The organism is Streptomyces sp. NPDC054794 (genome assembly GCF_053611585.1).
In genome coordinates this window covers 232808-254434 of sequence record NZ_JBSHAQ010000008.1, presented here as the reverse complement: position 1 = coordinate 254434, position 21627 = coordinate 232808, and the positions used below count along the sequence as shown (strand labels likewise).

At 67.9% G+C, this 21627-nt stretch carries 20 protein-coding genes and 1 pseudogene; 11 read left to right on the top strand and 10 right to left on the bottom strand.

Translation table 11 applies throughout. From position 1 onward, the window contains the following. Positions 1-300, bottom strand: a 300-nt coding sequence (locus ACWGKT_RS11475) for a hypothetical protein (RefSeq protein WP_453273393.1), incomplete at its 3' end; no start/stop codon positions are given. A gap of 508 nt (positions 301-808) precedes the next feature. On the opposite strand from ACWGKT_RS11475, the pseudogene istA reads away from it, so the two are divergent. After that, positions 809-1598, top strand: a pseudogene (gene istA, locus ACWGKT_RS11470) (IS21 family transposase); the annotation flags it as partial. A 72-nt stretch (positions 1599-1670) separates the two neighbouring features. Here istA and ACWGKT_RS11465 read toward each other — a convergent pair. The 3 genes from ACWGKT_RS11465 to ACWGKT_RS11455 form a co-directional block, all read right to left on the bottom strand. After that, the gene (locus ACWGKT_RS11465) at positions 1671-1817 is read right to left on the bottom strand and encodes a CU044_2847 family protein (RefSeq protein WP_453273409.1); all 147 of its coding nucleotides are present in this window, start codon (positions 1815-1817) and stop codon (positions 1671-1673) included. A 1157-nt stretch (positions 1818-2974) separates the two neighbouring features. Beyond that, positions 2975-3229 carry a Txe/YoeB family addiction module toxin gene (locus ACWGKT_RS11460; protein ID WP_453273392.1) on the bottom strand — a complete coding sequence of 85 codons (255 nt, stop codon included), beginning with the start codon at positions 3227-3229 and terminating at the stop codon, positions 2975-2977. After that, positions 3226-3489 (bottom strand): type II toxin-antitoxin system Phd/YefM family antitoxin, encoded by a 264-nt coding sequence (locus ACWGKT_RS11455; protein ID WP_453273391.1) that lies wholly within the window; start codon positions 3487-3489, stop codon positions 3226-3228. Before ACWGKT_RS11455 ends, ACWGKT_RS11460 begins: the two co-directional genes overlap by 4 nt. 130 nt (positions 3490-3619) lie before the next feature. Here ACWGKT_RS11455 and ACWGKT_RS11450 point away from each other — a divergent pair, with 130 nt between their 5' ends. Further along, positions 3620-3790 (top strand): hypothetical protein, encoded by a 171-nt coding sequence (locus tag ACWGKT_RS11450; protein WP_453273390.1) that lies wholly within the window; start codon positions 3620-3622, stop codon positions 3788-3790. A 348-nt stretch (positions 3791-4138) separates the two neighbouring features. Here the strand turns inward: ACWGKT_RS11450 and ACWGKT_RS11445 are convergent, their stop codons facing one another. The 3 genes from ACWGKT_RS11445 to ACWGKT_RS11435 form a co-directional block, all read right to left on the bottom strand. Beyond that, complete coding sequence (locus ACWGKT_RS11445; protein WP_453273389.1) at positions 4139-5191, bottom strand: fatty acid desaturase family protein; 1053 nt, start codon at positions 5189-5191, stop codon at positions 4139-4141. Positions 5192-5673: 482 nt separating this feature from the next. Beyond that, positions 5674-6615 (bottom strand): YihY/virulence factor BrkB family protein, encoded by a 942-nt coding sequence (locus ACWGKT_RS11440; RefSeq protein WP_453273388.1) that lies wholly within the window; start codon positions 6613-6615, stop codon positions 5674-5676. Positions 6616-6943: 328 nt separating this feature from the next. Then, positions 6944-7117: a CsbD family protein gene (locus ACWGKT_RS11435; protein WP_453273387.1), complete on the bottom strand. Its 174-nt coding sequence runs from the start codon at positions 7115-7117 to the stop codon at positions 6944-6946. 1099 nt (positions 7118-8216) lie between these two features. Here ACWGKT_RS11435 and ACWGKT_RS11430 point away from each other — a divergent pair. After that, on the top strand, positions 8217-8372 hold the full coding sequence (locus ACWGKT_RS11430; protein ID WP_093695096.1) for a DUF6131 family protein: 156 nt from the start codon (positions 8217-8219) through the stop codon (positions 8370-8372). 169 nt (positions 8373-8541) lie between these two features. Here ACWGKT_RS11430 and ACWGKT_RS11425 read toward each other — a convergent pair whose 3' ends face one another. Together ACWGKT_RS11425 and ACWGKT_RS11420 are read right to left on the bottom strand one after the other, a co-directional pair. Further along, positions 8542-9051 carry a TetR/AcrR family transcriptional regulator gene (locus tag ACWGKT_RS11425; RefSeq protein WP_453273386.1) on the bottom strand — a complete coding sequence of 170 codons (510 nt, stop codon included), beginning with the start codon at positions 9049-9051 and terminating at the stop codon, positions 8542-8544. Between the two features lie 95 nt (positions 9052-9146). Next, positions 9147-10136 (bottom strand): AraC family transcriptional regulator, encoded by a 990-nt coding sequence (locus tag ACWGKT_RS11420; RefSeq protein WP_453273385.1) that lies wholly within the window; start codon positions 10134-10136, stop codon positions 9147-9149. A 382-nt stretch (positions 10137-10518) separates the two neighbouring features. Between ACWGKT_RS11420 and ACWGKT_RS11415 the strand changes: the two genes are divergently transcribed. Further along, positions 10519-11295, top strand: coding sequence for a LuxR C-terminal-related transcriptional regulator (locus ACWGKT_RS11415; protein ID WP_453273384.1), 777 nt, complete (start codon positions 10519-10521; stop codon positions 11293-11295). Here ACWGKT_RS11415 and ACWGKT_RS11410 read toward each other — a convergent pair. Next, positions 11259-12566, bottom strand: a complete 1308-nt coding sequence (locus tag ACWGKT_RS11410; protein ID WP_453273383.1) for a beta-ketoacyl-[acyl-carrier-protein] synthase family protein — start codon at positions 12564-12566, stop codon at positions 11259-11261. The genes ACWGKT_RS11415 and ACWGKT_RS11410 overlap by 37 nt on opposite strands. 285 nt (positions 12567-12851) lie before the next feature. Between ACWGKT_RS11410 and ACWGKT_RS11405 the strand changes: the two genes are divergently transcribed. The 7 genes from ACWGKT_RS11405 to ACWGKT_RS11375 all read left to right on the top strand — a co-directional run bounded on the left by ACWGKT_RS11405 (position 12852) and on the right by ACWGKT_RS11375 (position 21597). Then, positions 12852-14735: a fatty acyl-AMP ligase gene (locus ACWGKT_RS11405; protein WP_453273382.1), complete on the top strand. Its 1884-nt coding sequence runs from the start codon at positions 12852-12854 to the stop codon at positions 14733-14735. Positions 14736-14807: 72 nt separating this feature from the next. Next, complete coding sequence (locus ACWGKT_RS11400) at positions 14808-16616, top strand: fatty acyl-AMP ligase (RefSeq protein ID WP_453273381.1); 1809 nt, start codon at positions 14808-14810, stop codon at positions 16614-16616. 922 nt (positions 16617-17538) lie between these two features. Next, positions 17539-17964, top strand: a complete 426-nt coding sequence (locus ACWGKT_RS11395; protein ID WP_453273380.1) for an STAS domain-containing protein — start codon at positions 17539-17541, stop codon at positions 17962-17964. A gap of 56 nt (positions 17965-18020) precedes the next feature. Next, positions 18021-18626 (top strand): hypothetical protein, encoded by a 606-nt coding sequence (locus ACWGKT_RS11390; protein ID WP_453273379.1) that lies wholly within the window; start codon positions 18021-18023, stop codon positions 18624-18626. Continuing rightward, the gene (locus ACWGKT_RS11385; RefSeq protein ID WP_453273378.1) at positions 18623-19384 is read left to right on the top strand and encodes an ANTAR domain-containing protein; all 762 of its coding nucleotides are present in this window, start codon (positions 18623-18625) and stop codon (positions 19382-19384) included. Before ACWGKT_RS11390 ends, ACWGKT_RS11385 begins: the two co-directional genes overlap by 4 nt. 78 nt (positions 19385-19462) lie before the next feature. Then, positions 19463-20179 (top strand): ANTAR domain-containing protein, encoded by a 717-nt coding sequence (locus ACWGKT_RS11380; RefSeq protein ID WP_453273377.1) that lies wholly within the window; start codon positions 19463-19465, stop codon positions 20177-20179. A gap of 767 nt (positions 20180-20946) precedes the next feature. Next, the gene (locus tag ACWGKT_RS11375) at positions 20947-21597 is read left to right on the top strand and encodes a hypothetical protein (protein ID WP_453273376.1); all 651 of its coding nucleotides are present in this window, start codon (positions 20947-20949) and stop codon (positions 21595-21597) included. The last annotated feature ends 30 nt before the right edge of the window (positions 21598-21627 follow it).

Below are 21627 nucleotides of genomic sequence, written 5' to 3'. Positions count from 1 at the left end.
CGCCCGGGCCTGCGCCGCCAGCAGAAGGTCCAGCAGATCGAAGGCGTCGGACACCTCACCGATCAGCTTCGCCTCCGCCTCCCACTCCTCCTCCAACTGCTTGGTCAGCTTGGACAGAGTGGTCATGCCCTTCTCTATCTCGTCCTTCGCACCCAGCAACGACCCCAGCGCCCCCAGCGCCTTCAGGTGGTGCTGCTGCTCCTTGAACTCCGCCAGCGGCTTCGTCGTGTGATGTCCCACCGTCCGCAGCCCCGACGCCGCCTTGTGCATCGACGCGGCTTCCTTCGCCAAATCGGACATGAGACCCGCCCCCGTAACTTCCCCGTGCATCATTTTGTGAACATGCCAATCGCACGACAGTATTGAGTGCGGTTATATGGCAGGTATGTGCGGCGTCAAGCAGAAGCAAAGTTCGCCGCAGATGCTGCAGGAGCGTGCCCAGCAGTTGATGCCGGATTCCGTGGCGGCCTGCAGTCGCCGCGGCACGTTACGCAGGGAGGCGGGAGAGGAAGCCGCATTCGGGGGTGCAGCGATCGGGATCGGCAACGCGTCCAGGTGCACCAGGGCGCCGCAGAGGGGGGCGGGGGGTACGCGGCCAGTTCGGCGGCGCGGAACTCGACCTCGACCAGGCGGGCGATTATCCGCCACCCCAAGTCCCTCTTGACCTCTTGCGAAGTTCGGCCTCCTGTATCCGGAGAAGCTCTCGGCAACGGGTGAAACGAGGGCCACGTACGGCGGATGAAAAGTGAGCCACTCCGCGATCTCTTGATCATCCTGACTTCACTGTCTGGGGTCAGGAGGAAGCGAGGTGATCGACGTGGAGGACTGGGCTGAGATCCGCCGGGATGCACCGGGTTGAGGGGCTGTCGGCACGGGCGGTGGCCTGGCAGTTGGGGATCTCCAGGAACACCGTGTTGCGTGCTTTGGCCTCGGACCGGCCGCCGCAGTACCGGCGGGCGCCGAAAGGCTCGGCGGTGGACGCGGTCGAGCCGGCCGTGCGGGAGCTTTTGAAGCAGACACCGACGATGCCCGTGACGGTGATCGCGGAGCGGATCGGCTGGGAACGCGGGCTGACGATCCTGCGTGAGCGGGTGCGCGAGCTGCGGCCGGCCTACCTTCCGGTGGACCCGGTCTCGCGCACGGTCTATGAGCCGGGCGAGATCGCGCAGTGCGACCTGTGGTTCCCACCGGTCGATATCCCGCTCGGTTATGGTCAGACCGGGCGCCCGCCGGTGCTGGTCATCGTTTCCGGCTATTCCAGGGTGATCACCGCCCGGATGCTTCCCTCACGGCAGACCGGCGACCTGATCGACGGGCACTGGCACCTGCTGACCGGCTGACAGGCCGTGCCGAAGACGCTGGTCTGGGATAACGAGCCGGGCGTCGGCAAAGGCCGGTTGACCAGCGAGTTCGCCGCGTTCGCGGGCCTGCTCGCCATCCGGGTCCACCTCTGTCGGCCCCGGGATCCGGAGGCGAAAGGGCTGGTCGAGCGCGCCAACGGCTATCTGGAGACGCGCTTCCTGCCCGGGCGTGTCTTCACCGGTCCGGACGACTTCAACGCCCAGCTTGCTGCGTGGCTGCAGGTTGCCAAACGGCGTCATCAGGGGCGCGTTCACGGGCTGTCGGGTGCTGCATTCGAAGTCTCGCCCGGTCGCCAGACCAGGGTGATCTCAAAGTTCGCCTCGGTGGCAGCCTTGGCCACCAACCAATGCGCCGTCCCAAGTGGCCTTCACACCGAACTTGACCTCCACCTCGGCGGGGCACACCTCCCGCACCCGATCCAGGACAGCGCGTGCTGCCTCCACGGCTGGCCGCACGGCTTCGCGGACCCTGCCCGTTACCTCCTCCGCACCCACCGGCCGGAAGGTGTCCGTTCCTCTATCTCGAATCGCACAACGGTCTCGTCGTCAAGTGCATACGAGACCTGCTGCGTTGACACGTTAACTCCCCCTGAATGTCGCTCGATTGACTGGCATTGTGCCCCCGGGCCGACGCTAGGCGAATCGCGGACGGCGGTCCGCCCGCCGTCGAGCTTCGGCCCCTGGTCAGGCGCACTCCAACTGCCCTGCTGGCCATGTTCTTGCATGGCGGCTCTCGCCACCCTTCCCCAGTCGGCTGCCGGTCGTTGCCTTCGTGCCGCTTTGCTCTGGAAGGAAATTCCGCTGCGGCAGGGTTCGAGACCCCCCGCCCAGCTCGTAGGACGCCCCGTCAGGCCAGTGGCATCGTCCAATCAGGACCATGTCGGGACGCAGTCGGGACACAAGGATAGGAACAGACCGACAAAGACGAAGGGATGCCGGCACGGTCAACCCGTCCGGAGCTGCGAAAACGTCCCGAACGAGCGTGGACGGGCAAGGGCCGCCAAGATCCTCAAAGGACTCATAATCCGTCGGCCGTGGGTTCGAGTCCCACCCGCCCCACCAAGCGCAGGTCAGAGAAACGTTCTGACCTGCGGAAACGTCTCTTCGGGTGGCCGGATTCGGCGCTCTGGGGCAACGGATTCCACTCCGTTGGCCGTTACTTCGGTGAACGCATGGGGCTGGGGGCGCATCTGTGCTGTGACCTGCGGTGATGAAGTGACTGGAGAGGCAGTGGGATCGCATGGAGCCGAGGCCAGGGGACACTCAGGGGACACGAGGCTTCGGGAACTTCAGCTCGGTTCGTCGTGCAGTGCCCGGCGGTAGGCCTCTTCTTGTGACCGGTCGGCTTTCATCGGATCTGTCGTGACGGAACAAGCCGTCGAAGCGGGCGGGGCCTACAGTCAGGCGGCAGGGCGCGTCAGGTCGCTGGCAGAGGCGGAGAGCATCGTTCGGTTGGCCTCGGCGCGCAGGCTCGCTTCGTGGGCCGGGCTCACCTCGACAGTGCGGATCTCGAACCGCAGCGTGTGTGCTCGCGCGCTGGGCTGCCGCAGTTCTGGGGGCGTCGCCTCAGCGTTATGCGCGCTTCGGGACCGGCGAAGGCTCTTCGGGCCATGTCAGTAGTGGTATCGAGCCTGGACGATGATCAACTCATCGTCGGTCGGCCTGTACACGAGCCGGTGGGTGTCGTCGATTCTCCGTGACCAGTAGCCCGACAGGTCCCCTTTCAAGGGCTCCGGCTTGCCGATGCCCTTGAAGGGGTCGCGCGTGGTGTCGTCGATCAGCTTGTTGATGCGCTTGACCATCTTGCGGTCGTTCTCGGCCCAGTAGGTGTAGTCCTCCCAGGCGTGCGACGTGAACGAGATCTTCACGCACGCTCCGCGTCGGGGTCGATCAGCTCACGATGCCGGGCCTCGCCGGCCTCGGCCTCGGCGATCGAGTCGAGCAGGCGGCGGGCGTTCTTGGGGGAGCGCAGGAGGTGCACTGTCTCGGTCCAGGAGCTGAAGTCCTCTTCGGACATCAGGACGGCGTTCCCCTTGCGGGAGGTGATGTGAACCGGTGCGTGATCCTCGTTGACCTGTTCGATCAGCGGGAACAGGTTCTGGCGCGCCTCGCTGGCGGTGATGGACATGCTTGCCGCCTCCCTTCTCGACTTGTACAAGATATAGTACGAGTCTTGAGCGTGTCCACAAAGCAGCCTCATAGGGGGACGACCGAGATCTTCGGGCTCCCCAACCCGCCTTCCGCGGTTGAATGCCGGTGTGGCACGGAAAGTGGTGGGTTTCGGCGAGGACGATCTGAGGGCGCTGGCCGGGACTCGGTCCTTCGAGCGAGGGCTGGGGTATCTGAACGCGGTCACCGGCGGCGTGGTGTTGCACGTGCACGTCCGTTGGCCGCCGCCCGCTGCGGCGCGTCGCCGCCTGTGGGTCTGATCCCAGGCTCCGGTTCCTCCCCCGCGACCCGCTAGGCGCCGGAAGGCATGGCCGGTCTGCGCCGCCGCCTCACCCAGGCCGCCGAGGCATCCGCCCGCCCCTGCCGGTTGCCCCACATACAACGCTCCGAGGACAGGGTTACCGCCTGGAGTGTGGCTCCTCGTGTCCTGGTCTCGAGGTCTGGTTTCGCCACGTGAGTCGTGTTGTTTCAGATCATGGTTTCGGTGGGCGTGGTAGCTGACGCGGTCCTCAGCGGCAGCGAGGCCGCCGTCCAGGATCTGCAGGGCGCTGAACGCGAGTTCCCGTGTGAGGTGCCCTTTGGTCACAGCTTCCTGGGGCAGATGCGCGTCACACGTGGGCGGTGCTGATACGGGCTCGCCGCAGTGGCGCTCCTGCTCGGTGGAGGCTGGCGAGTGCTTGCCGGTAGGAGGTGATCAGTCCGGTTTCCAGGTAGTCCACGCCCAGGTCCTGGCAGTAGTGGCGGACGATGGAGCGGGCCTTGCGCAGGTGGGGGCTGGGCATGCTGGGGAACAGGTGGTGTTCGATCTGGTGGTTCAGTCCGCCCAGGGCGAGGTCGGTGAACCAGCTGCCGCGTACGTTGCGTGCGGTGAGGACCTGGCGGCGCAGGAAGTCGGGGCGGTCGTTGCCGGTCAGGATGGGCATGCCTTTGTGGTTGGGGGCGAAGAGGCAGCCGAGGTAGAGGCCGAACAGGCCCTGGTTGACGGCCAGGAACGCGATCGCCATGCCGGGCGGGAGGACGAGGAACACTGCGGTCAGGTAGGAGGCGATGTGCCCGTAGAGCAGCGTGCCGTCCAGGGCGCGGTTCTTCAGGGCGCGGTTGCCCAGTGCCCGCGCGCTCGAGACGTGCAGGTTGACTCCTTCCAGAGCGAGCAGGGGGAAGAAGAGGAACGCCTGCCAGTGGCCGATGATCCTCGGCAGTCCGGTCGCGGCGCGGGCTTGGTCCTGGGACCACACCAGCAGGTCGGGGGCGATGTCGGGGTCGAGGTCCTCGTGGTTGGGGTTGGCGTGGTGGCGGGTGTGTTTGTCCTGCCACCATCCATAGCCCATCCCGATCGCGGCCCCGGCGATGCGGCCGGACGTCTCGCTGGGCCGACGCCGGCGGAAGACCTGGCGGTGGGCGACGTCGTGGGCGAGCAGAGCGACCTGCCCGAACATCATGGCGAGGAACGCGGCGACCGCCAAAGTCCACCAGCCGGCGCCGATGAGGACGAACGCGCACCAGCCACTGGCATAGGCGACGGCCACGGCGATGGAGCGGACGGTGTAGTAGCCGGGGCGCCTGTTCATCAGGCCGGCCTCGGCGATCTTCTTGGACAGGCGGGCGAAATCACTGCCGCCTGCGGGGGGAGGCGGGCGACGGGGCGGGGTATGCGTGGTCATGCTGTCGGTGTGTCCTTCCCGGCCGATGGGCCGCGTCCGTCCGTGTGCCGGATGCGAGGCGGCGGCCGGGTACCCACATCCCTGCGGCCGGCACACCAGCCGGGGTGCTTGTCAGAGTTTGCGGGCGTCGCGGGGCTCGACGTAGGGGTTTTCCCGGGGCGGGTGGCCGCTGTCGATGGCCCGGGCGCGTTCGAGTTCGGCGGTGCCCTGGTCGGCCGGCTGCTGCACGAGGAGCTCCCACGCGTGGCACGTGCACTGAAACGGCGAGGATGAGACGGGAACCTCGGAGCCCGGAGCTGCTCACGCCCGAACGGCGCCGGGGGCGTGCGCCTGATCAGCGTGATCAGACCCCATCCTCGCGTGGACGGCGGCCATACCCGGCGAGCAGTAGCGTTCTGCCGGCGTGTCATCGAGGACCGGTCTGGCGCGCGGTATGACCCCGGCACCGGTCGTTGCAGGGGCGGGTCGGTGACCGCTCGGTATCAGGGCCTGCGCGGTGTTGTTGGTAGACCGCCGCTTTCCGCTGCCCGCTGGGGTTCGTCGGTCACTGCGGGTCCGGTCCCGGGACCTGCGTCTGCTTCGCTGGGCTCCGCTGCTGCCTCCGTCGCCGTCCAGGCGGTGCAGTACAGCAGCAGCCTGGCCATGAGGTTGATCCACAGCACGACGGCGACCGGGACGGCGAAGGCGCCGTACATGCTCTTTCCCGCGACGCCCTGGAAATAGCCGGTCAGCAGCAGCTTGAGCAGTTCGAAGCCGACCGCACCGATCAGACCGGCGACCACGACCGCACGTCGGCCGGGATGCACCCGCGGCAGCCGGGTGAGCAGGTAGACCAGGAGCAGGAAGTCGACAAGCAGGGCAATGGCCAAGCCCGCGAAGAACAGCAGCACCCGCCCCGCCCCGCCCTCGATCCCGACCTTGTCGGCTGCCCGGCCGACCGCGCTGTTCGCGAACACCGAACTGCCCATCGCGACCAGCCCGACCACGCCGAGACCGACCAGTACCCCGGTGTCCTTGATCCTGAGCAGGATCGGATTTCCCGGGTCCTGCTCCTTCTCCCAGACCGCACGCAGGCTCCCGCGAAGGGCGCCGACCCAGTTGATGCCGATCACGAGCAGCAGCGCGCCCGCAATGAGCCCGACGGTTCCGGCGTGCGCGACGAGGCCCTTCAGGTTCAGCAGGTTGGAAAGGCCCGGCGCCTGGCCGGCGATCTTGTCCTCAAGCTTGCTGAGCTGGTCCTTGCTCAGCAGCTTGGCGCCGATCGCCGCGCCCGCAGTGATCAGCGGAAAGAGCGCGACGAAACTGATGTAGGTGATGGCAGCGGCGAGCCGGGCCCAGTGGGTCTTGGCCAGCCGCTCGTACGCCCGCCACACGTGCGTACGCATCAGCCGTGCGATGCCAGGAAGCCTTGTCAGCCAGTCCATGGTGAACACCTACTCTCAGCGTACCCACGGCGGGAGAAGAGGCATGTGGCGGCGAAACCCGCTATTCCGTGCTGAGACTGTTTGGCCGCCAGTTCAGGGACAGGGCAGTCGCGCTGACCGACTTGCTTGCACGGCGAACCCGCTGGAGCGCCCGGGTTGTCGGCGGAAACCTTGATCTCCCCGGTGGTGGAAACGATCACCCACCCACGGGCGGACACCAAAACTCCCCGCAGACAGCAAAAGTCCCCACTCTGCAGGGCTTCCACCCCTGGCGGAACGGCCCAACTGGAACCATCGACCCGTACTTCGCCGGGCCGGGGTGGAGTGGTCAGTGCTTGAAGACGTCCTTGATCTTCGCTCCGGCCTGCTTGATGTTGCCCTTGACTTGGTCTCCGCGGCCTTCGGCCTGCAGGCGCCGACTGCCGGTGGCGCGGCCGGCCGTCTTCTTGGCGCCGCCTTTCATCGCTTCGGCTTTGTGCGCGATCTTCTTCGAAATACTCATGGGTTACCACCCGGGGTGAGTAGTCTGCTGGGGCTCGGTGGCAGGAAGATCCGTGGCGCTGGCCGGCCACCGATCTGCGCGTGGGGGCCGTCTACCGGGGGGCGGATCGATGCCCGAACAAGTGCAGTCTGCTCCGACGACTGCCGTCCGGGGGAGCGCGATCGCCGTGGGGTGAGTCCCCCCGCGCGTTGGTGTCCTCCGCGCGGGCGGGCTCGCGTTGGTCGCCCCGGTCGTCGCGGCCCGTCCCGGCAGAGGTCGTCTCGCGGCGCGACTGCTTGACTCCGCGGGCGCGATGCGCTGCCTCGGCGAGAAGAGCGGCGGCGTGCACCGGTCAAGAGCAGGCTCAGCCCGAACAGGCCCGCCGCCCATGATGCCGTACAGGAACCGCATGCCGGTGGAGCCGGTCATGCCGTGGCCGAATACAGAGAACCCGCCGGTGAGTTCATGCCCGCTGCCGCGGTTGGTGAGAACATCGGCCACGCCCACGACTACCGCGGCGATCAAGACGATGAGTCCGAGGACGGCGACCATGACCCGCTCCAAGGATCTACCTGCTTCCCCCACGGTAGAACCGCACCGTCCACGAAGCCACTGCGGCAGGATTCCCCGGGACCGGCGGCTTACTCGGTGGAGACCAACGACCGCGACACCGCTCGATCTTCTAGGTGGCCGTGGTCGAGCGAGTGCTTGGTGAGTCGCGCCGTATCGCCGCTCGAAGAGCACCCCAGCCGGGGCGGGCCTGGTGAACCGGCCAGTGAACTACTCCCCGCTGCCAGTCAGCACCTCCTCGGATGGCATTCCGAAATGCCACATGGCCTCGGCGAACGCCGCCGGGGGCCGACCGGCCCAACGGCTCCGCCGCGACCTTGGCGATCACGACAAAACGAGAATGATCATCGATCCCCGTGATCAGCTTGCACTCCCGGCCTCCGGCCGGGAAAACGGTTCCACACCCGGAGGCCGGCGACCGCCGCAGCGAAGGCATCTCGCCCGGACGGCCTGAAACATCAGGAGGCAGCGGGATTCGGAAGCGGTTGCCGCGGGGGGTATGTGAGCGCCACAGTGGGAGGGAGGGCATTGTGCGAGATCGGAGGACACCGTGATCGCCCTGGGAGTCATTCTGCTCGTCATCGGGTTCCTGGCCAAGATCGCCATATTGTGGACGATCGGGATCATTCTGCTCGTCATCGGACTGATCTTGTTGCTCCTGGGTGCTCTCGGGCATGGGGTCCGCGGGAGACGGCACTACTGGTAGAGGGCCCCGACACCCGCACGGCGATGAAGTCCCGCGCGTGTAGAGCCGACGGCCGGCGGTGTAGCGACGACCGTGTGCGGCACGGATCGCTGCGTGCTTATCCGTGAGATCAAGACGGGCCAGGGCGTGCGAGGCGGCCGTACATCGCTGGATCGGCGACCCAGAGGGATCATGGTGGCTGCGGCGTCGATCGGGCTTGCGGAGCCAGTCGGCCCAGTTGCTGCTCGTCCCGGAGGTAGTTGGACAGGGCGGCTCGCAGACCGTCGCGCCCTGCTCCCATGCCGGGAGCATGCATGGGTGCGAAACGAGCGAAGATCTTGTGCGGGGAGATGAGTCCGGCGAAGACCGGGAGAATACGGGTGAGCACCTCGAGCCCGCGGGTGATGTAGTCACGGAGTTTGTCCTCGACGGTGCTCCGACCGGCCACCGGCGGTTCACCGGCGCCAGTCATGACGGTCGTGACGTTCGCGTGCAGGGCTTCGGCGAGGAGTTCTTCCTTGGCCGCGAAGTGGTTGTACAACACGCCGTCGGCGACCTTGGCCTCGCGGGCGATGCCGCGCACGGTCGGGTCCACGCTCCCGTGTTCGGCGATGAGGCGTGCAGCAGTGGCGATCAGGTGCTCGCGGGGCTTCTGATCACCTCCGCCGTCCCGCAATAGTGCGGGTTTCCTAGGTGACATCACGTCGCAGTGCAGTGAGGCTCGCAGCGGTGGCGATCACCACGGCGTACATGGCCGACATGACGCGCCACCCCACAGAGGCAGCAGGCCGTCCTTCACTCGTGGGCCCTCGACAGGTTGCGTACTGATCGCGTTCGGTAGGCACCGGGGGTCGCACCAGTCCACCGGCGGAAAGCGCGGATGAATGCCGCTGCGTCGGCGTACCCGAGACGTACGGCGATCTGGTCGACCCCGAGTCCGAGGGTGGACAGCATCTCGACAGCACGCGTGTGCCGCGCTGCGTCGACCAGACGCCGGTAGGACGTGCCCTCCACTGCCAGACGCCGGCGCAGAGTGCGGGTGGAGACGTGCAGCGCGGCTGCGGCAACGTCCATGTCAGGGATGCCGTCCGGCCACTGCATGAGCAGTTCCCGTACCCGCGCTGCGAATCCGGTGTCGGTGCGCCGGGCCAGCAGGAGCCTGCACTCGCGTTCGCACACCTGCATGGTGTGCTGGTCCGCTTGCGGCAGCGACTGCTCCAGTACCGCCGCGAGGGTGACGATCGCGTTGCGCGGCGCCCCGAAGGCGATGGGCACGTCGTCAAACGTCTCGTACGGCGCGGACGTTTCAGGCCGTGGAAAGCGCAGATCCAGCCGGAGGGGGGTGAAGGGCCTGCCCACAATGGTGTCGAGGATGGCCCGGATATTGGCTATTTCCCGCTCGATGAAGAAGTGCCGGACGGGCGGGGGCACCAGCCCGTCGTCCAGGACGAGACGGACCTCGTTTCCGTCCTCCTGAAGGTGGATCCCGACCATGGCGAAGGTGAGTTCCAGGTAGCGCAGTCCCACAGCCGCGGCCTCGCGCAGCGTCGGGCTGGCGAGCAGTGCGAAGCCCAACACGCTGTACGTACGCAGCGGAATCCGGCTGCCGACCTCGAGCCCCAGGCCGGGAGCGTCGCCCGTGGCGCGGACCAGGTTCTGCGCCACAGTGAGCTCCTGCCAGGCCCGGACATGTGCGGCATCGTCGGCAAGAGCGTTCTCGTCCACACCACTGCCGTCGAGGCATGCCGGTACGGGCACTCCACGCTCGACGCCCACGTCCACCATCGCGCGCACACCTGCGATGCCTCGGTTGAACAGCCGTGGAGCTGTGGAGACTTCGTCGGCCGCCGCCCTGTGGCCGGAACGGCCAACAGCATGGCCGCCATTGCCTGGAACCAGCACTGCCAATCCCCCTAGCATCGGAAGGGATCGATGCGGCGGATCCCGCCGTAGGCTCCCATTCAGCCTAGTCGGGATGTGCGTGCGGGCCAGGGGGCGCACGCGTTATCAGCCACCGCTGTCTGTAGCGCTCGGCGCGGCCCGCGGTCCTCACGTGCGCGACCGCTGCACCGGAAAACATTCTCGAGCACAGCTCGTGAAACGCACAGTTCCGGTTGCTGGTTACCGAAGGCAACGGGGGCACTTCCAAATTGCACGGGAGGAGCGAATGATGGACGACTTCAGCGCGTTGGAAGTAATGCTGGTCGACAATGAGGATCTCGTGCGCCGCGGATTCCGGCAGGCCCTCGGGGAGGAGCCGGATATCACGGTGGTCGCCGATACGAGGGTCGGTGAGGAAGCATTACGCATGGCCGAGCTGCGGCGACCGCAGGTCATCCTCGTGGATGCCGAATGCGAATTTGTCCGGAAGCTCGCCCGGCCCTTGGGGACGGCAGTACCCGGAGTCGCGCCGGGGATAATTGTCCTGACCAGCAACGCCCTTGACAGCCATCTGCTCGGGTCGCTGAAGGCGGGCGCACGTGGTTTTCTGCTCAAAAGTGCCAGCCAGGACGAGCTGATCTCAGCTGTCCGTGCGGTTGCTGACGGCGCGGCCTTCTTGTGCCCCACGATGACCCGACGGCTGATCGATCGGTTCGAGATTCTGCCGCCGCCACATGAGCGGTCTCACGCGGTCGCCCTGGCGAGCCTGAGCGGCCGCGAGACCCAAGTTCTCTGCGGTATAGCCATGGGCAGGTCGAACCAGGAGATCGCCCACGAGCTGCATGTCACGCTCGCCACCGTGAAGTCCCACGTCTCGCGCATCCTCGCCAAGCTCGAGTTGCCGAACCGGATGCACGCGGCGCTGATGGCCCAGCGGAGCGGTCTCGTGCACCCGCCCCCGCCACCGCGGGCCAAACAGGCCGCGGTAGGCCCCCTGTCCTCCTGCCGCCCGTCCCAAGCCCGTGGTCAGGCGGGCTTGGTGAACGCGAGGACCACGTTGTGACCGCCGAAACCGAAGGAGTTCGAGATGGCCGCGGTGACCCTGATGCGCTGCTGGGTTCCCGTGACGATTTCCACCTTCACCTCGGGATCCTTGTCGTCGAGGTTCCTGGTCGCGGGAATCACGTCGGTGAAGACGCTCAGGACCGTGAAGATGGCCTCGATCGCGCCGGCCCCGCCTATGAGATGGCCGGTGATCGACTTGGTCGCCGTCACAAGAGCATGCGGACCGAGCGATTCCAGCAATGCCGCCGCTTCGATACGGTCACCGACGGGCGTACCGGGAGCGTGGGCGTTGACGTGAACAATGTCCTGCGGGCCGAGACCGCCGGAGCGCAAGGCCTCGCGGATCGCACTGATCTGACCGTCCGCTGACGGAGATGTCATGGTGTGCGCGTCGGAGCTCATCCCTGTACCGGCGAGCGTGGCATACATCCGCGCGCCACGAGCTTTCGCGAACTGGGTCCGCTCCAGCACGACGGCGCCGCCGCCCTCGGACATGACGAAGCCGTCACGGGCACTGTCGAACGGCCGCGATGCGTTCTGAGGGTCCTCATGACGGCCGGACAGGGCTCCCATGCGGGCGAAAGCCGCCATGGACAGCCGGCCGATGCATGCCTCGGTGCCGCCGGCGACAACGACATCGGCCCGCCCGTCACGCAGTAAGGCGAGCCCCATGGCTATTGCCTCCGCTCCGGAGGCGCAGGCGCTGGTCGGCGCGTGGGCGCCGGCCCGGGCGCCGAGAGCCAGACTGACTGCGGCGGCCGAACCGTTGGGCATCAGCATCGTCACCGCGAACGGCGACACGCGGCCCGGCCCCTTGGCCAACGACAGGTCGTGCTGGTCGACCAGTGTCCCTCCGCCGCCGAGACCGGTGCCGATCACCACGGCCAGCCGCTCCGGCGCCACCTCGGGCGCGCCGGCGTCGGCCCATGCCTGCCGGGCGGCCACCATCGCGATCTGCTGGCAGCGGTCCATCCGTCGGGCCTCGACCCGGTCCAGTACCTCGGTCGGTTCCTGACTCAGCCGGCCTGCCAGTCGTACGGGCAGATCGCGAGACCACGGTTCGTCGAGCACGGTGATCGGGGATTCGCCGGCGAGCAGCGCCTTCCAGGTGGAGTGGACGTTGCCGCCCAGCGGCGTGGTCATTCCCAAACCGGTGACCACCACGCCGGTCGTACCCAGGACCTCCCCGTCCGGGCGACCGGGGAGATCGGGGAGTTCGGGGAGCTTCGGATAACCCAAGAAGTAGTCGTCAGATGCGTCGTAGGACATCGAGGTTCCCTTTCTGAAGCCTTCTGGGGAAATGTTCTCCCTTGGATACGGGCCATTCGTCGTCCACTGGCCGTCGTCATGACGGTATCCAGTACGAGGCACTTTCCGTAACGGCCGACGGACCGAACCGTGACGGCGACCGGAGGATGACTTTCATCCGTCTTCCGGCCTACTCGAAGCTCGCCTCCGGTAGGGGGATGGACCCATCCCGCGGCGGATACCCGATATTTCTCTGCCGACTTAGCATCTCTTCGAGTGGAACCACCAAGACGCACACGTACAGCAATGGCTGGATACGTAATCAAGTCCCGACGGGTCAGTGGGGAAATGGCAGGGGCAATGCCAATGGCCGAGTCGAACAGGAGGACCACGATGTCAGAGGATGCCGTCACAGAATCCCGACCGGAGCCGACGACCTTGGTCGAGCTCTGCAGGTATCGCGCGTCCAGGGAGCCGGATCGACGGATGTTCGCCTTCCTGGAGAACGGCCTCGAAGAGTCCGACTCGCTCACCCTCGCCCAACTAGACATCCGGGCAAGGGCAATCGCGGCGCGTCTGAGCAGGCAAGCCCCGCAGGGCGCCCGCGCCGTGCTGAGTTACCCGCCCGGCCTGGACTTCGTGTCCGCCTTCTTCGGCTGCCTGTATGCCGGCCTGATCGCGGTGCCGGCTCCTCCGGTGCTGCGCGTCGGTGTCGACGACCGGTATACGCGCTTCCGGGCAATCGTCAACAGCTGCCAGCCGGATGTGCTGCTGTCGAACGGGTCAAGGCTGAACCGTGTCGACGCGTTGCTGAAGGACATCTCCACACCACGCTGGCCGACCTCTGTGGCGACCGACGAGATCAGTGAGACGGACGCGTACGGCTGGAATGCCCCCGACATCGGCGAGGACACGATCGCGTACCTGCAGTACACCTCCGGCACGACCGGTCCGCCCCGGGGTGTGGAGCTCACCCATGGCAACGTTCTGCACAACCTCTCGTTGATCTTGGCCAACGGTACCCGCGCCACGGACGACTTCGACCGGCTGCCGCCTGTTGTGTCCTGGCTGCCCGTGTTCCACGACATGGGACTGATCACCGGGGTCCTGCAGCCGATCTACGTCGGGTACGACGCCGTACTGATGCCGCCCTCGGCGTTCACCCAGCATCCGGTCAACTGGCTCCGCGCGATGTCGGACCGCGGGGCGGGCATCAGTTCAGCACCCGGTTTCGGGTACGAGTTGTGCCTGCGGCGCGTCTCCGAGGAGCAGTTGCGTTCCCTCGATCTCAGCGCCTGGCGGATCGCGGTGGTCGGCGACGAGCCGGTGCGTGCAGAGATGATTGACCAGTTCAGTGCCATGCTCGCCCCGTTCGGCTTCCGCCGCGAGGCGTTCTTCCCGAGTTACGGCATCGCCGAGTCCACTGTCATGCTCAGCGGCGGGCCGGTGGAGCGCGAACCGGTGATCCGCCGGTTCGACGCGGTGGCGCTGGCGAAAGGCAAGGTGCAGCGAGCCGGTCGCGAGGACGAGGTGCGCCGGCTGGTCGGCCTGGGCCAGGTGCACCCGTCCATGACCATCGCGGTGGTGGATCCGGCCACCGGCGATCCGTGCGCCCCGGACGAGACAGGGGAGATCCTGGCGTCCGGACCGAGTATCGGTGCCGCGTACTGGAACGCCCCGAAGGAGACAGCGCGTACGTTCAACGCCACCGTGCGCGGCCACGAGGGCCGCCGGTTCCTGCGCACCGGCAGCCTGGGCTTCCTGGACGGCGGTCAGCTCTTCGTCACCTGCCGTGTGGACGACCTCATCGTCGTGGAGGGCATGCAGCACTACCCGTACGACATCGAGGCGACCGCAGCAGCAAGCCATCCCGCCATACGGGAGGGCTGCTGCTGCGCCTTCACCGCCGAGGACGGCGGACGCACACGCCTCGTCGTCCTGGCTGAGATCAACAGCCGGTACCGCGTCATGACCGGCCCCGTCCCGGACACTCCGCCAGGTGCCCGCGCGACCCACGCGGCGGATGAGGTCGAAGAAGCCGTCCGGGAGGCCGTCTTCGCCGGGCACGGCCTCCGGGCCGACGGCGTCCTCCTGGTCAAGGCCGGTGCGCTGCCGTTCACCACCAGCGGCAAGTTGCAGCGCGCACAGTGCCGGTCCAGGTACCGGGCGCGGGCATTCGCGACAGTCTGAACCTCGCTCCATGCAGGGGGCCGCGCGCACTGTCCGCCGCCTTCTTCCTCTTCCTCCGTTTGGAGTGGTCATATGCGAACCAATCCCGAGCACGGTGTCCGACTGCCCGAGGCGGTGGCCGGCGAGCACGGCGCACTGCCGACGCTGATCGACCTGTGCCGCACTCGTGCGGCAGCCGAGCCCGACCGGAAGAACTTTGTGTTCCTGGGCGACGGTGTCGAGGAATCAGAATCACTGACCCTGGCCGAACTCGACCGCCGGGCGCGGGCGGTCGCCGTGACGCTGCGACAGCAGGTTCCTGCCGCGCGCGCACGCGTGCTGCTGAGTTACCCGCCGGGACTGGACTTCCACGTCGCCTTCCTGGGCTGCATCTATGCCGGTCTGATCCCGGTGCCGGTGGCTCCGCTCGACGGGACGCGGAGCAATGCCAAATGGACTCGGGTGGAGTCGATTGCCGCGAGTTCCGAGCCCTCCCTGTTCCTGTCGACCGGCCCCGTGCTTGCCGCCGCGGAGCCCGTCCTCACCGACACCGACGGGCTCGCCCAACTCAACCGGGTGGCGACCGACGAAGTACGCCTGGACCTGGCCCAGGAGTGGACCCCACCGGTGGCCGCCGCTGAGATGGTCGCCTATCTGCAGTACTCCTCGGGATCGACCGGCGTGCCGAAAGGCGTCGCGATCACTCACGGCAATGTGCTGAACAATCTGTCGTTGATATACGACAATACGCGTCGGTCTGCCGACGACGCCGGGCTGTCCCGACCGTCGGCGGTGTCGTGGCTGCCGCCGCACCACAACATGGGCCTCATCTGCAATGTCCTCGACCCCCTCTTCTCCGGCCGGGATGCCACCCTGCTGCCGACGATGACCTTCGTGCAGCGTCCGCTCACGTGGCTGCGGGCCATCTCCCGGCTCGGACGCGCGGACAGCTGCGCGCCGAACTTCGCCTACGACCTGTGCGTCCGCCGGGTGACGGACGCTCAGCGCCGGGAACTCGACCTCAGCCGCTGGGAGATGGCGCTGGTCGGAGGCGAGCCCGTCCGCTCCGATACGCTCGACCGCTTCAGCGCGGCATTCGCGGAGGCCGGCTTCCGGCGCGAGGCGCTGTCCCCCGCGTACGGCCTCGCCGAGGCGACAGTGATGGTCACGGCCGTACCGGTCGGCCAGGCCCCGGAAGTCCTGCGGCTGGACTCCGAGTCGCTCGCCGCCGGAAAGGTGCGCCCAGTCGCGTCGGCACAGGACAGCCGGGAGTTGGTCGGCTGCGGACCGATCCATCCGTTGAGCATGGCTATAAGCGTAGACCTGGAGACAGGCAAGCCCTGCGGGGAGGACGAGGTGGGTGAGATCTTCGTATCCGGCCCGAGCGTCGCAACGGGGTATCTGAACGCTCCCAAGGAGACTGCCGAGACCTTCATGGGGTCCATTCCCGACCAGCCGGGGGAGCGGTTTCTCCGTACTGGTGACCTCGGATTCGTGCAGAACGGGGAGCTGTTCATCACCGGCCGGGCAAAGGATGTCATCATCATCGCCGGTGCCAACCACTACCCGCAGGACATCGAGGCCACCGTTGAGGCCAGCCACCCGGCAGTCCGCGAGTTCGGTACCTGCGCGGTGTCGGTCGACGACGGCGCACACGAACGGCTCATCGTGCTCGCCGAGACGACGATGGCAGCCGGAGGCGAGACCGGTGATCAAGTGACCGCCCAGGAGATCAAGCAGGAGATCAGGCGCGCGGTCCATGCCGGACACCGCATCCAGGTACACGATGTCGTCCTCCTCAAGCCGGGGACGCTGCCGCTCACGACGACCGGCAAGCTGCAACGGCGCGACAGCCGGGACCGGTACCTCGGGGGTTCCTTCGAGGCGGCCCTCATCGAATGACGGTGCGTCCTCTGCGCATCCGGTGCCCTGGCGGGCCTTGCCCGGCCAGGGCACCGTGCAGGTACGCCGACGCAGGATCCCGGCGCCGGGTAACCGGTGCCGGTCGGCACTCTGCGCTCAGGCCGCAGGCCCGTCCCTTCCTCCTTCAGCATGTGGTGATCGACATGCACCGGCGGTGTTGGTGTGTCTTGCAACGGCTAGACGCAGTGAGGTGAATCGACGCTGCTGGTCATTCATGAGCCCCGTAAGCGGTAGCAGTCTCGGCAAGCCGTCGGCCGTGGGTTCGAGTCCCACCCGCCCCACTAGTAATGCGCCCTGACCTGCGGAAACGCGTCTTCGGCGGCTCTGAGTCACAACTCGAGCCCAACGGAGAGAATCCGCTGCTCACGAGGTGTCGATGAGGTAGTCGGCGACTCACGGCCGGTACTGGCTCTTGTCCAGGAGGATGTCGATGTCCAGGGCGCGCGGTCACCCCGTACGCTCATCAGGGCGCCCGCACCCTTGTTGCTCGGTGCGCGCCGTCGGGAACGTCTGATCTACTCCTCGGGCGAAGAGGCGGAGCCGTTTTCACTTCACCCCTCACGCAGCGGAGGGTCGAGGCGTCGCTCTCGGGTACGAGGAACGGGCGGCTTCCGGCCGTCCGCCGGACCATGTTGAGGGCTATGCTGCTGTACGGACGTCCCAGACCCCGGCGGCTTGTCGTTGCTCGATACAGATGGCTGCGGGGAGCGGAGCTTTCGTCCGTCACCCGGCGCATCCCTGGAGGGAACTGGGTGGGTCCGCTGTCCTGTCGCACAGGCTGCCGGGCCGGCCGTTGCTCCGTCTCCGTCGAACGTACGCCCCTGTCAGGAGCGCGCCGGGAGTCCCGGGAATACCGGCGTCACCGCGTGCGCTGCCGGATGGTCTTCTGAACCGAGGCGTCATGCCCTTCCCACAGCTCACCATCTACCGCCGTGATCGACGGAACGGGGTGCTGATCACCCTGGCCGGTGAGATCGACCTGGAATCGGCCCCGCTGGTGCGCACGGCACTGGCGCGGTGCCTGCGCGACGGCATCCGCACCGTCGATGTCGACCTCACCCCCGTCACCTTCTGCGACTGCAGCGGCCTCAACGCCTTCCTGTACGCCGCGCAGAAGGCCGCCGAGGCCGGTGGGACCCTGCGACTGCACCACCCGCCACCGACCCTGGGCCGGATACTCGACCTCACCGGCTCCGGGTTCCTGCTCCTCGGCCCTCCGCCCGGGCATCTGGCACCTCCTCTCGGGGATGTCGCAACCCCGACCACCCAAGCCCCGCCACATCGGCTCGTTCCGCTGGACTCCGTCCTCTCGGGTGATGCGCGGTGACGGCCCGATCGGAGCGGGGGCAGCAACGAGAGCCCCGTGGCAGCGAGTCGGCCACCATGGATGCGGTCCTGTTGCGTCGGGTGAACCGCTGGCAGGCGCAGGCCGTGAGCGGGGAGCTCGCGGATCTGTACGTGGACTCCCGCGAGACGTCTCCCCGTGAGGTGTATCGCCCTCCCGGCCGCCAGGACTTTCTGAACCGTCTCACCGCTGAGATCCGTCGGCCGGGGTTCGCCATGGTGCTCGCGGAGACGGACGGCCTGGTGGGATGCGCTTTCGGATTCCCGGTGCGCAGCGACGGCTTCTGGTGGCTCGGGTACGACGGGGCGCCGCCGCGCGGCAGCGAGCAACTCACCGAGCCGGGCGGAGTCTTCGCGATCATCGACATCCTGGTCCGCCCGCACCCGCAGGACCAGGACGTGGCTCGCCGGTTGCAGGAGCGGCTGCTGACCGACCACCATGCGGCGCGTGGCGCCACCCTGGTGGACCAGGCCGATCACCCAGCCCTCGCTGCGCGCCGCTCCTGGGGATGGCTGGACGTGGGAGAGATCTGGAGGCCGATCAGCGCCACGCTGCTCCGGGCGCTGGTCCTTCCGGTCGGGGAGCGAACCGCGGCGCGGCTGGAAGGACCAGCGCACGATGCCTGGACGCGGGGGCCCGAATGAGGTCCGACAGCCGCTCGGCGCGGATTCAGGCGCTGGTCGCCGCGCAGGCGGCGCGACGCGGTGCCCGGGTCGGCGTGGTGGACGTGTGCACCGCAGCCGTGGCCGCGCTCCCGGTCGGCGGGGCCGGACTGTCGGCGATGTCCCGGACCACGGCGAGTCATCCGCTGTGCAGCACCGACGACATCAGCGAACAACTGGAGGAACTGCAGCTCACGCTGGGCGAGGGGCCATGCGTGGACGCCTACACCCATGGCTCGGCCGTCCTCACGCCCGATCTGCAGACCGGTGCAGCGCAGGACCGCTGGGTCGTGTTCGCGGATGCGGCCCTGGACGCAGGGGTACGCGCCCTCTTCGCGCTCCCCCTGCAGATGGGGGCGATCAGCCCGGGAGTCCTGGACCTGTACGCCGATGTGCCGACCGTGCTGGACGCCGAGGAACTGGCCGACGCGCTGGCCTTCGCCGATCTCGCGACGCTGCTCCTGCTCGATGCGCGGACAGAGGAGACGGGCGCGCCGGCCGACGGACTGTCGCCGGACTGCGGCTTCGAGGACCTGGGCGCGTACCGGGCGGAGATCGACCAGGCAACCGGCATCCTCACCGTCCAGCTCGGCGTCGGCATCGACGAGGCCTTCGTCCGGCTGCGCGCCTACGCGTTCATACGGGGACGCCGGCTCGCGGACGTGGCCGCCGACGTGGTGGCCCGTCGGCTCCGCTTCTCCCCTGACACGGAACCCGGACGGACTGACGAGGAGACCTGATGCACCGGTGCCATCCGACGAACCTGCCGCACTTCCCGCCCCTTCCCGGCGGGCATAGTCTCCATCGAGGGTGACACGATGAATCAGCAGCTCCTGGCCAAGACCTTCGTCGAACTGGCGGACAACCTGGTCGCCGACTTCGATCTGATCGATTTCCTGCGCCTGCTCACCGACCGTAGCGTAGGGCTGCTCGGCGCGAGTGCCGCCGGTGTGCTGCTCGCGGACCGCGACGGCGAACTCCGCGTGATGGCTGCCTCCGACGAACAGGTACGCCTGTTGGAGCTCTTCCAGCTCCAGAACGACGAGGGCCCCTGCCTGGAGTGCTTCCGCACCGGCACCCCCGTGATCGTCCCCGACCTGACCCGGGAGGTCGACCGCTGGCCGCGTTTCGTCACGGCGGCCCACCGCAGCGGCTTCGGGGCGGTCCAGGCGCTGCCCATGCGCCTGCGGGACGAGGTCGTCGGCGCTCTGAACCTCTTCCGCGCCGCCCCCGGCCCCTTCGACCCGCTCGCCATGCATATCGCCCAGGCCCTGGCCGACGTCGCCACCATCAGCCTCCTGCAACAACGCACCGCCCAGCGCAGCAGCGTCCTCAACGAGCAGTTGCAGACCGCGCTGAACAGCCGCGTACTGATCGAACAGGCCAAGGGCAAACTCGCCGAACGCCAGGGCATCGACATGGAGCAGGCGTTCACCGCGCTGCGTGGTTACGCCCGCGCGCACAACCGCCGCCTGTCCGACCTGGCCCGCGCCTTCATCGACGACTCCGAACCCCTCCCCGGTCTGGGATCCTGACCCACTCCGCGCCGCACGCGGCCCCTGCACCCGGGTTCGCGGTCCGTACGGCCGCCGCCGCACTGCGGCGGCGGCCGTACGTGGCGCGAGGATGGGAGGCCCCCCTCCACCGTGTCCTCGCGCGCTGTCCTCCGTGGCGGCGGGACTTGGTGGGAACACCCCGTCTGGAAATGCCTGGAGGACGGAGGCTGGAGCCGCGCACTGCGGCGATGCGGCTCCGGCCGGGCCTGGTTTCCGACTCGGGGGCTGGGAGCCTGGGTGGGGAGACTTGCTGGTACCTGACACGGTCGCAGTCCCGCCTTCCCTGCGTGGAGCCTAGAGCAGATACAGGCGAAGCGGAACAGGGCCGTTCGCAGCCGCCGCCCGTGCACCCGGGACGTCGTCACGCGGTCCTCCTCGGAACGCGGGGGTCGGCCATCACCTGGTCGTGCAGACGTGCACAGGTGCGGGTGATCAGGCGGGAGACGGGCATCTGAAGCACCGCGAACGGCTTCCCGGACAGCCCGCTCTCAAACAAGGCTTCCGCGACACCACCGCGGCTGCCCACGGAGGGCGTACGGGGAAGGCGACGCGAGCGGCGACACCCGGTCGGCCACTCACCGTCCAGCTGCCTGGGCCACAGCGGCCCCGTGCCCCCAACGGACCCCGGCGCGGCGCCGATCCGGGGCTATGCTGGCGTACAGACGTCCCGGACCCAGGCGCCGCACCGCCCATCGGCCACGATGGCACTCCCGTACATCTCCTGGTCTTCTGAACCGAGGCGCCCCATGAGCAGTTCGCGGCACCCGCACGAACCCGAAGGCTCAGAGCGTCCCTTCCTGGACACGGTGCGGCTGCGTCGGTTGAACCGCTGGCAGGCCGAGGGCCTGCGGGAGGACCTGGCGGATCTGTACGTGGAGTCGTCCGTCACCCCGCCCGGCGAGAAGTTCCGCGGCCGGCAGGAGTTCCTGTGCCGGCTGGAGCGCGACGTACAACTGCCGGGATTCGACATGCTGGTCGCCGAGGCAGAGGGTTTGACCGGCTGTGTCTCAGGGATCCCCGTGCCGCGCGACGGCTCCTGGTGGGAGGGGTTCGACGGGCCGATGCCGCAGAACCTGGAGCAACTGACCGCGTCCGGGCATGTCTTCGCGATCCTCGAAACCGTCGTCCATCCGCACCAGCACGCCCGCGGGCTGGCCCGCCGGCTCCAGGAGCGGCTGCTCGCCGACCACCAGTCCTCGCTCGGTGTCACCTTGGTGGATCGGTCCGCCCGTTCGGCCTGTTCCGCCTTCAGCGACTGGGGCTGGCAGGAGGCGGGGCAGATCCACCGCCCACCTGGCCCAACGGCTTTGAGCGTACTGGTTCTTCCTCTTGGCGAGCGCACGGAGGACCATCCGGACGGCCTCGCTCACAACGACCGGACCCAACGGCCCGAATAGCCACCCGCAGCGGCCGGACACGGCGCGGAC

Bases quoted from the DNA above. Each gene is read 5' to 3' on its own strand.
- ACWGKT_RS11420 (WP_453273385.1), bottom strand. From the start codon at position 10,136: ATGGTGGACGTGGGCGTCGAGCGTGGAGTGCCCGTACCGGCATGCCTC.
- ACWGKT_RS11415 (WP_453273384.1), top strand. From the start codon at position 10,519: ATGATGGACGACTTCAGCGCGTTGGAAGTAATGCTGGTCGACAATGAG.
- ACWGKT_RS11405 (WP_453273382.1), top strand. From the start codon at position 12,852: ATGGCTGGATACGTAATCAAGTCCCGACGGGTCAGTGGGGAAATGGCA.
- ACWGKT_RS11455 (WP_453273391.1), bottom strand. From the start codon at position 3,489: ATGTCCATCACCGCCAGCGAGGCGCGCCAGAACCTGTTCCCGCTGATC.
- ACWGKT_RS11380 (WP_453273377.1), top strand. From the start codon at position 19,463: ATGAATCAGCAGCTCCTGGCCAAGACCTTCGTCGAACTGGCGGACAAC.
- ACWGKT_RS11400 (WP_453273381.1), top strand. From the start codon at position 14,808: ATGCGAACCAATCCCGAGCACGGTGTCCGACTGCCCGAGGCGGTGGCC.
- ACWGKT_RS11395 (WP_453273380.1), top strand. From the start codon at position 17,539: ATGCCCTTCCCACAGCTCACCATCTACCGCCGTGATCGACGGAACGGG.
- ACWGKT_RS11390 (WP_453273379.1), top strand. From the start codon at position 18,021: ATGGATGCGGTCCTGTTGCGTCGGGTGAACCGCTGGCAGGCGCAGGCC.
- ACWGKT_RS11425 (WP_453273386.1), bottom strand. From the start codon at position 9,051: ATGTCACCTAGGAAACCCGCACTATTGCGGGACGGCGGAGGTGATCAG.
- ACWGKT_RS11440 (WP_453273388.1), bottom strand. From the start codon at position 6,615: ATGGACTGGCTGACAAGGCTTCCTGGCATCGCACGGCTGATGCGTACG.
- ACWGKT_RS11445 (WP_453273389.1), bottom strand. From the start codon at position 5,191: ATGACCACGCATACCCCGCCCCGTCGCCCGCCTCCCCCCGCAGGCGGC.
- ACWGKT_RS11435 (WP_453273387.1), bottom strand. From the start codon at position 7,117: ATGAGTATTTCGAAGAAGATCGCGCACAAAGCCGAAGCGATGAAAGGC.
- ACWGKT_RS11385 (WP_453273378.1), top strand. From the start codon at position 18,623: ATGAGGTCCGACAGCCGCTCGGCGCGGATTCAGGCGCTGGTCGCCGCG.
- ACWGKT_RS11375 (WP_453273376.1), top strand. From the start codon at position 20,947: ATGAGCAGTTCGCGGCACCCGCACGAACCCGAAGGCTCAGAGCGTCCC.
- ACWGKT_RS11410 (WP_453273383.1), bottom strand. From the start codon at position 12,566: ATGTCCTACGACGCATCTGACGACTACTTCTTGGGTTATCCGAAGCTC.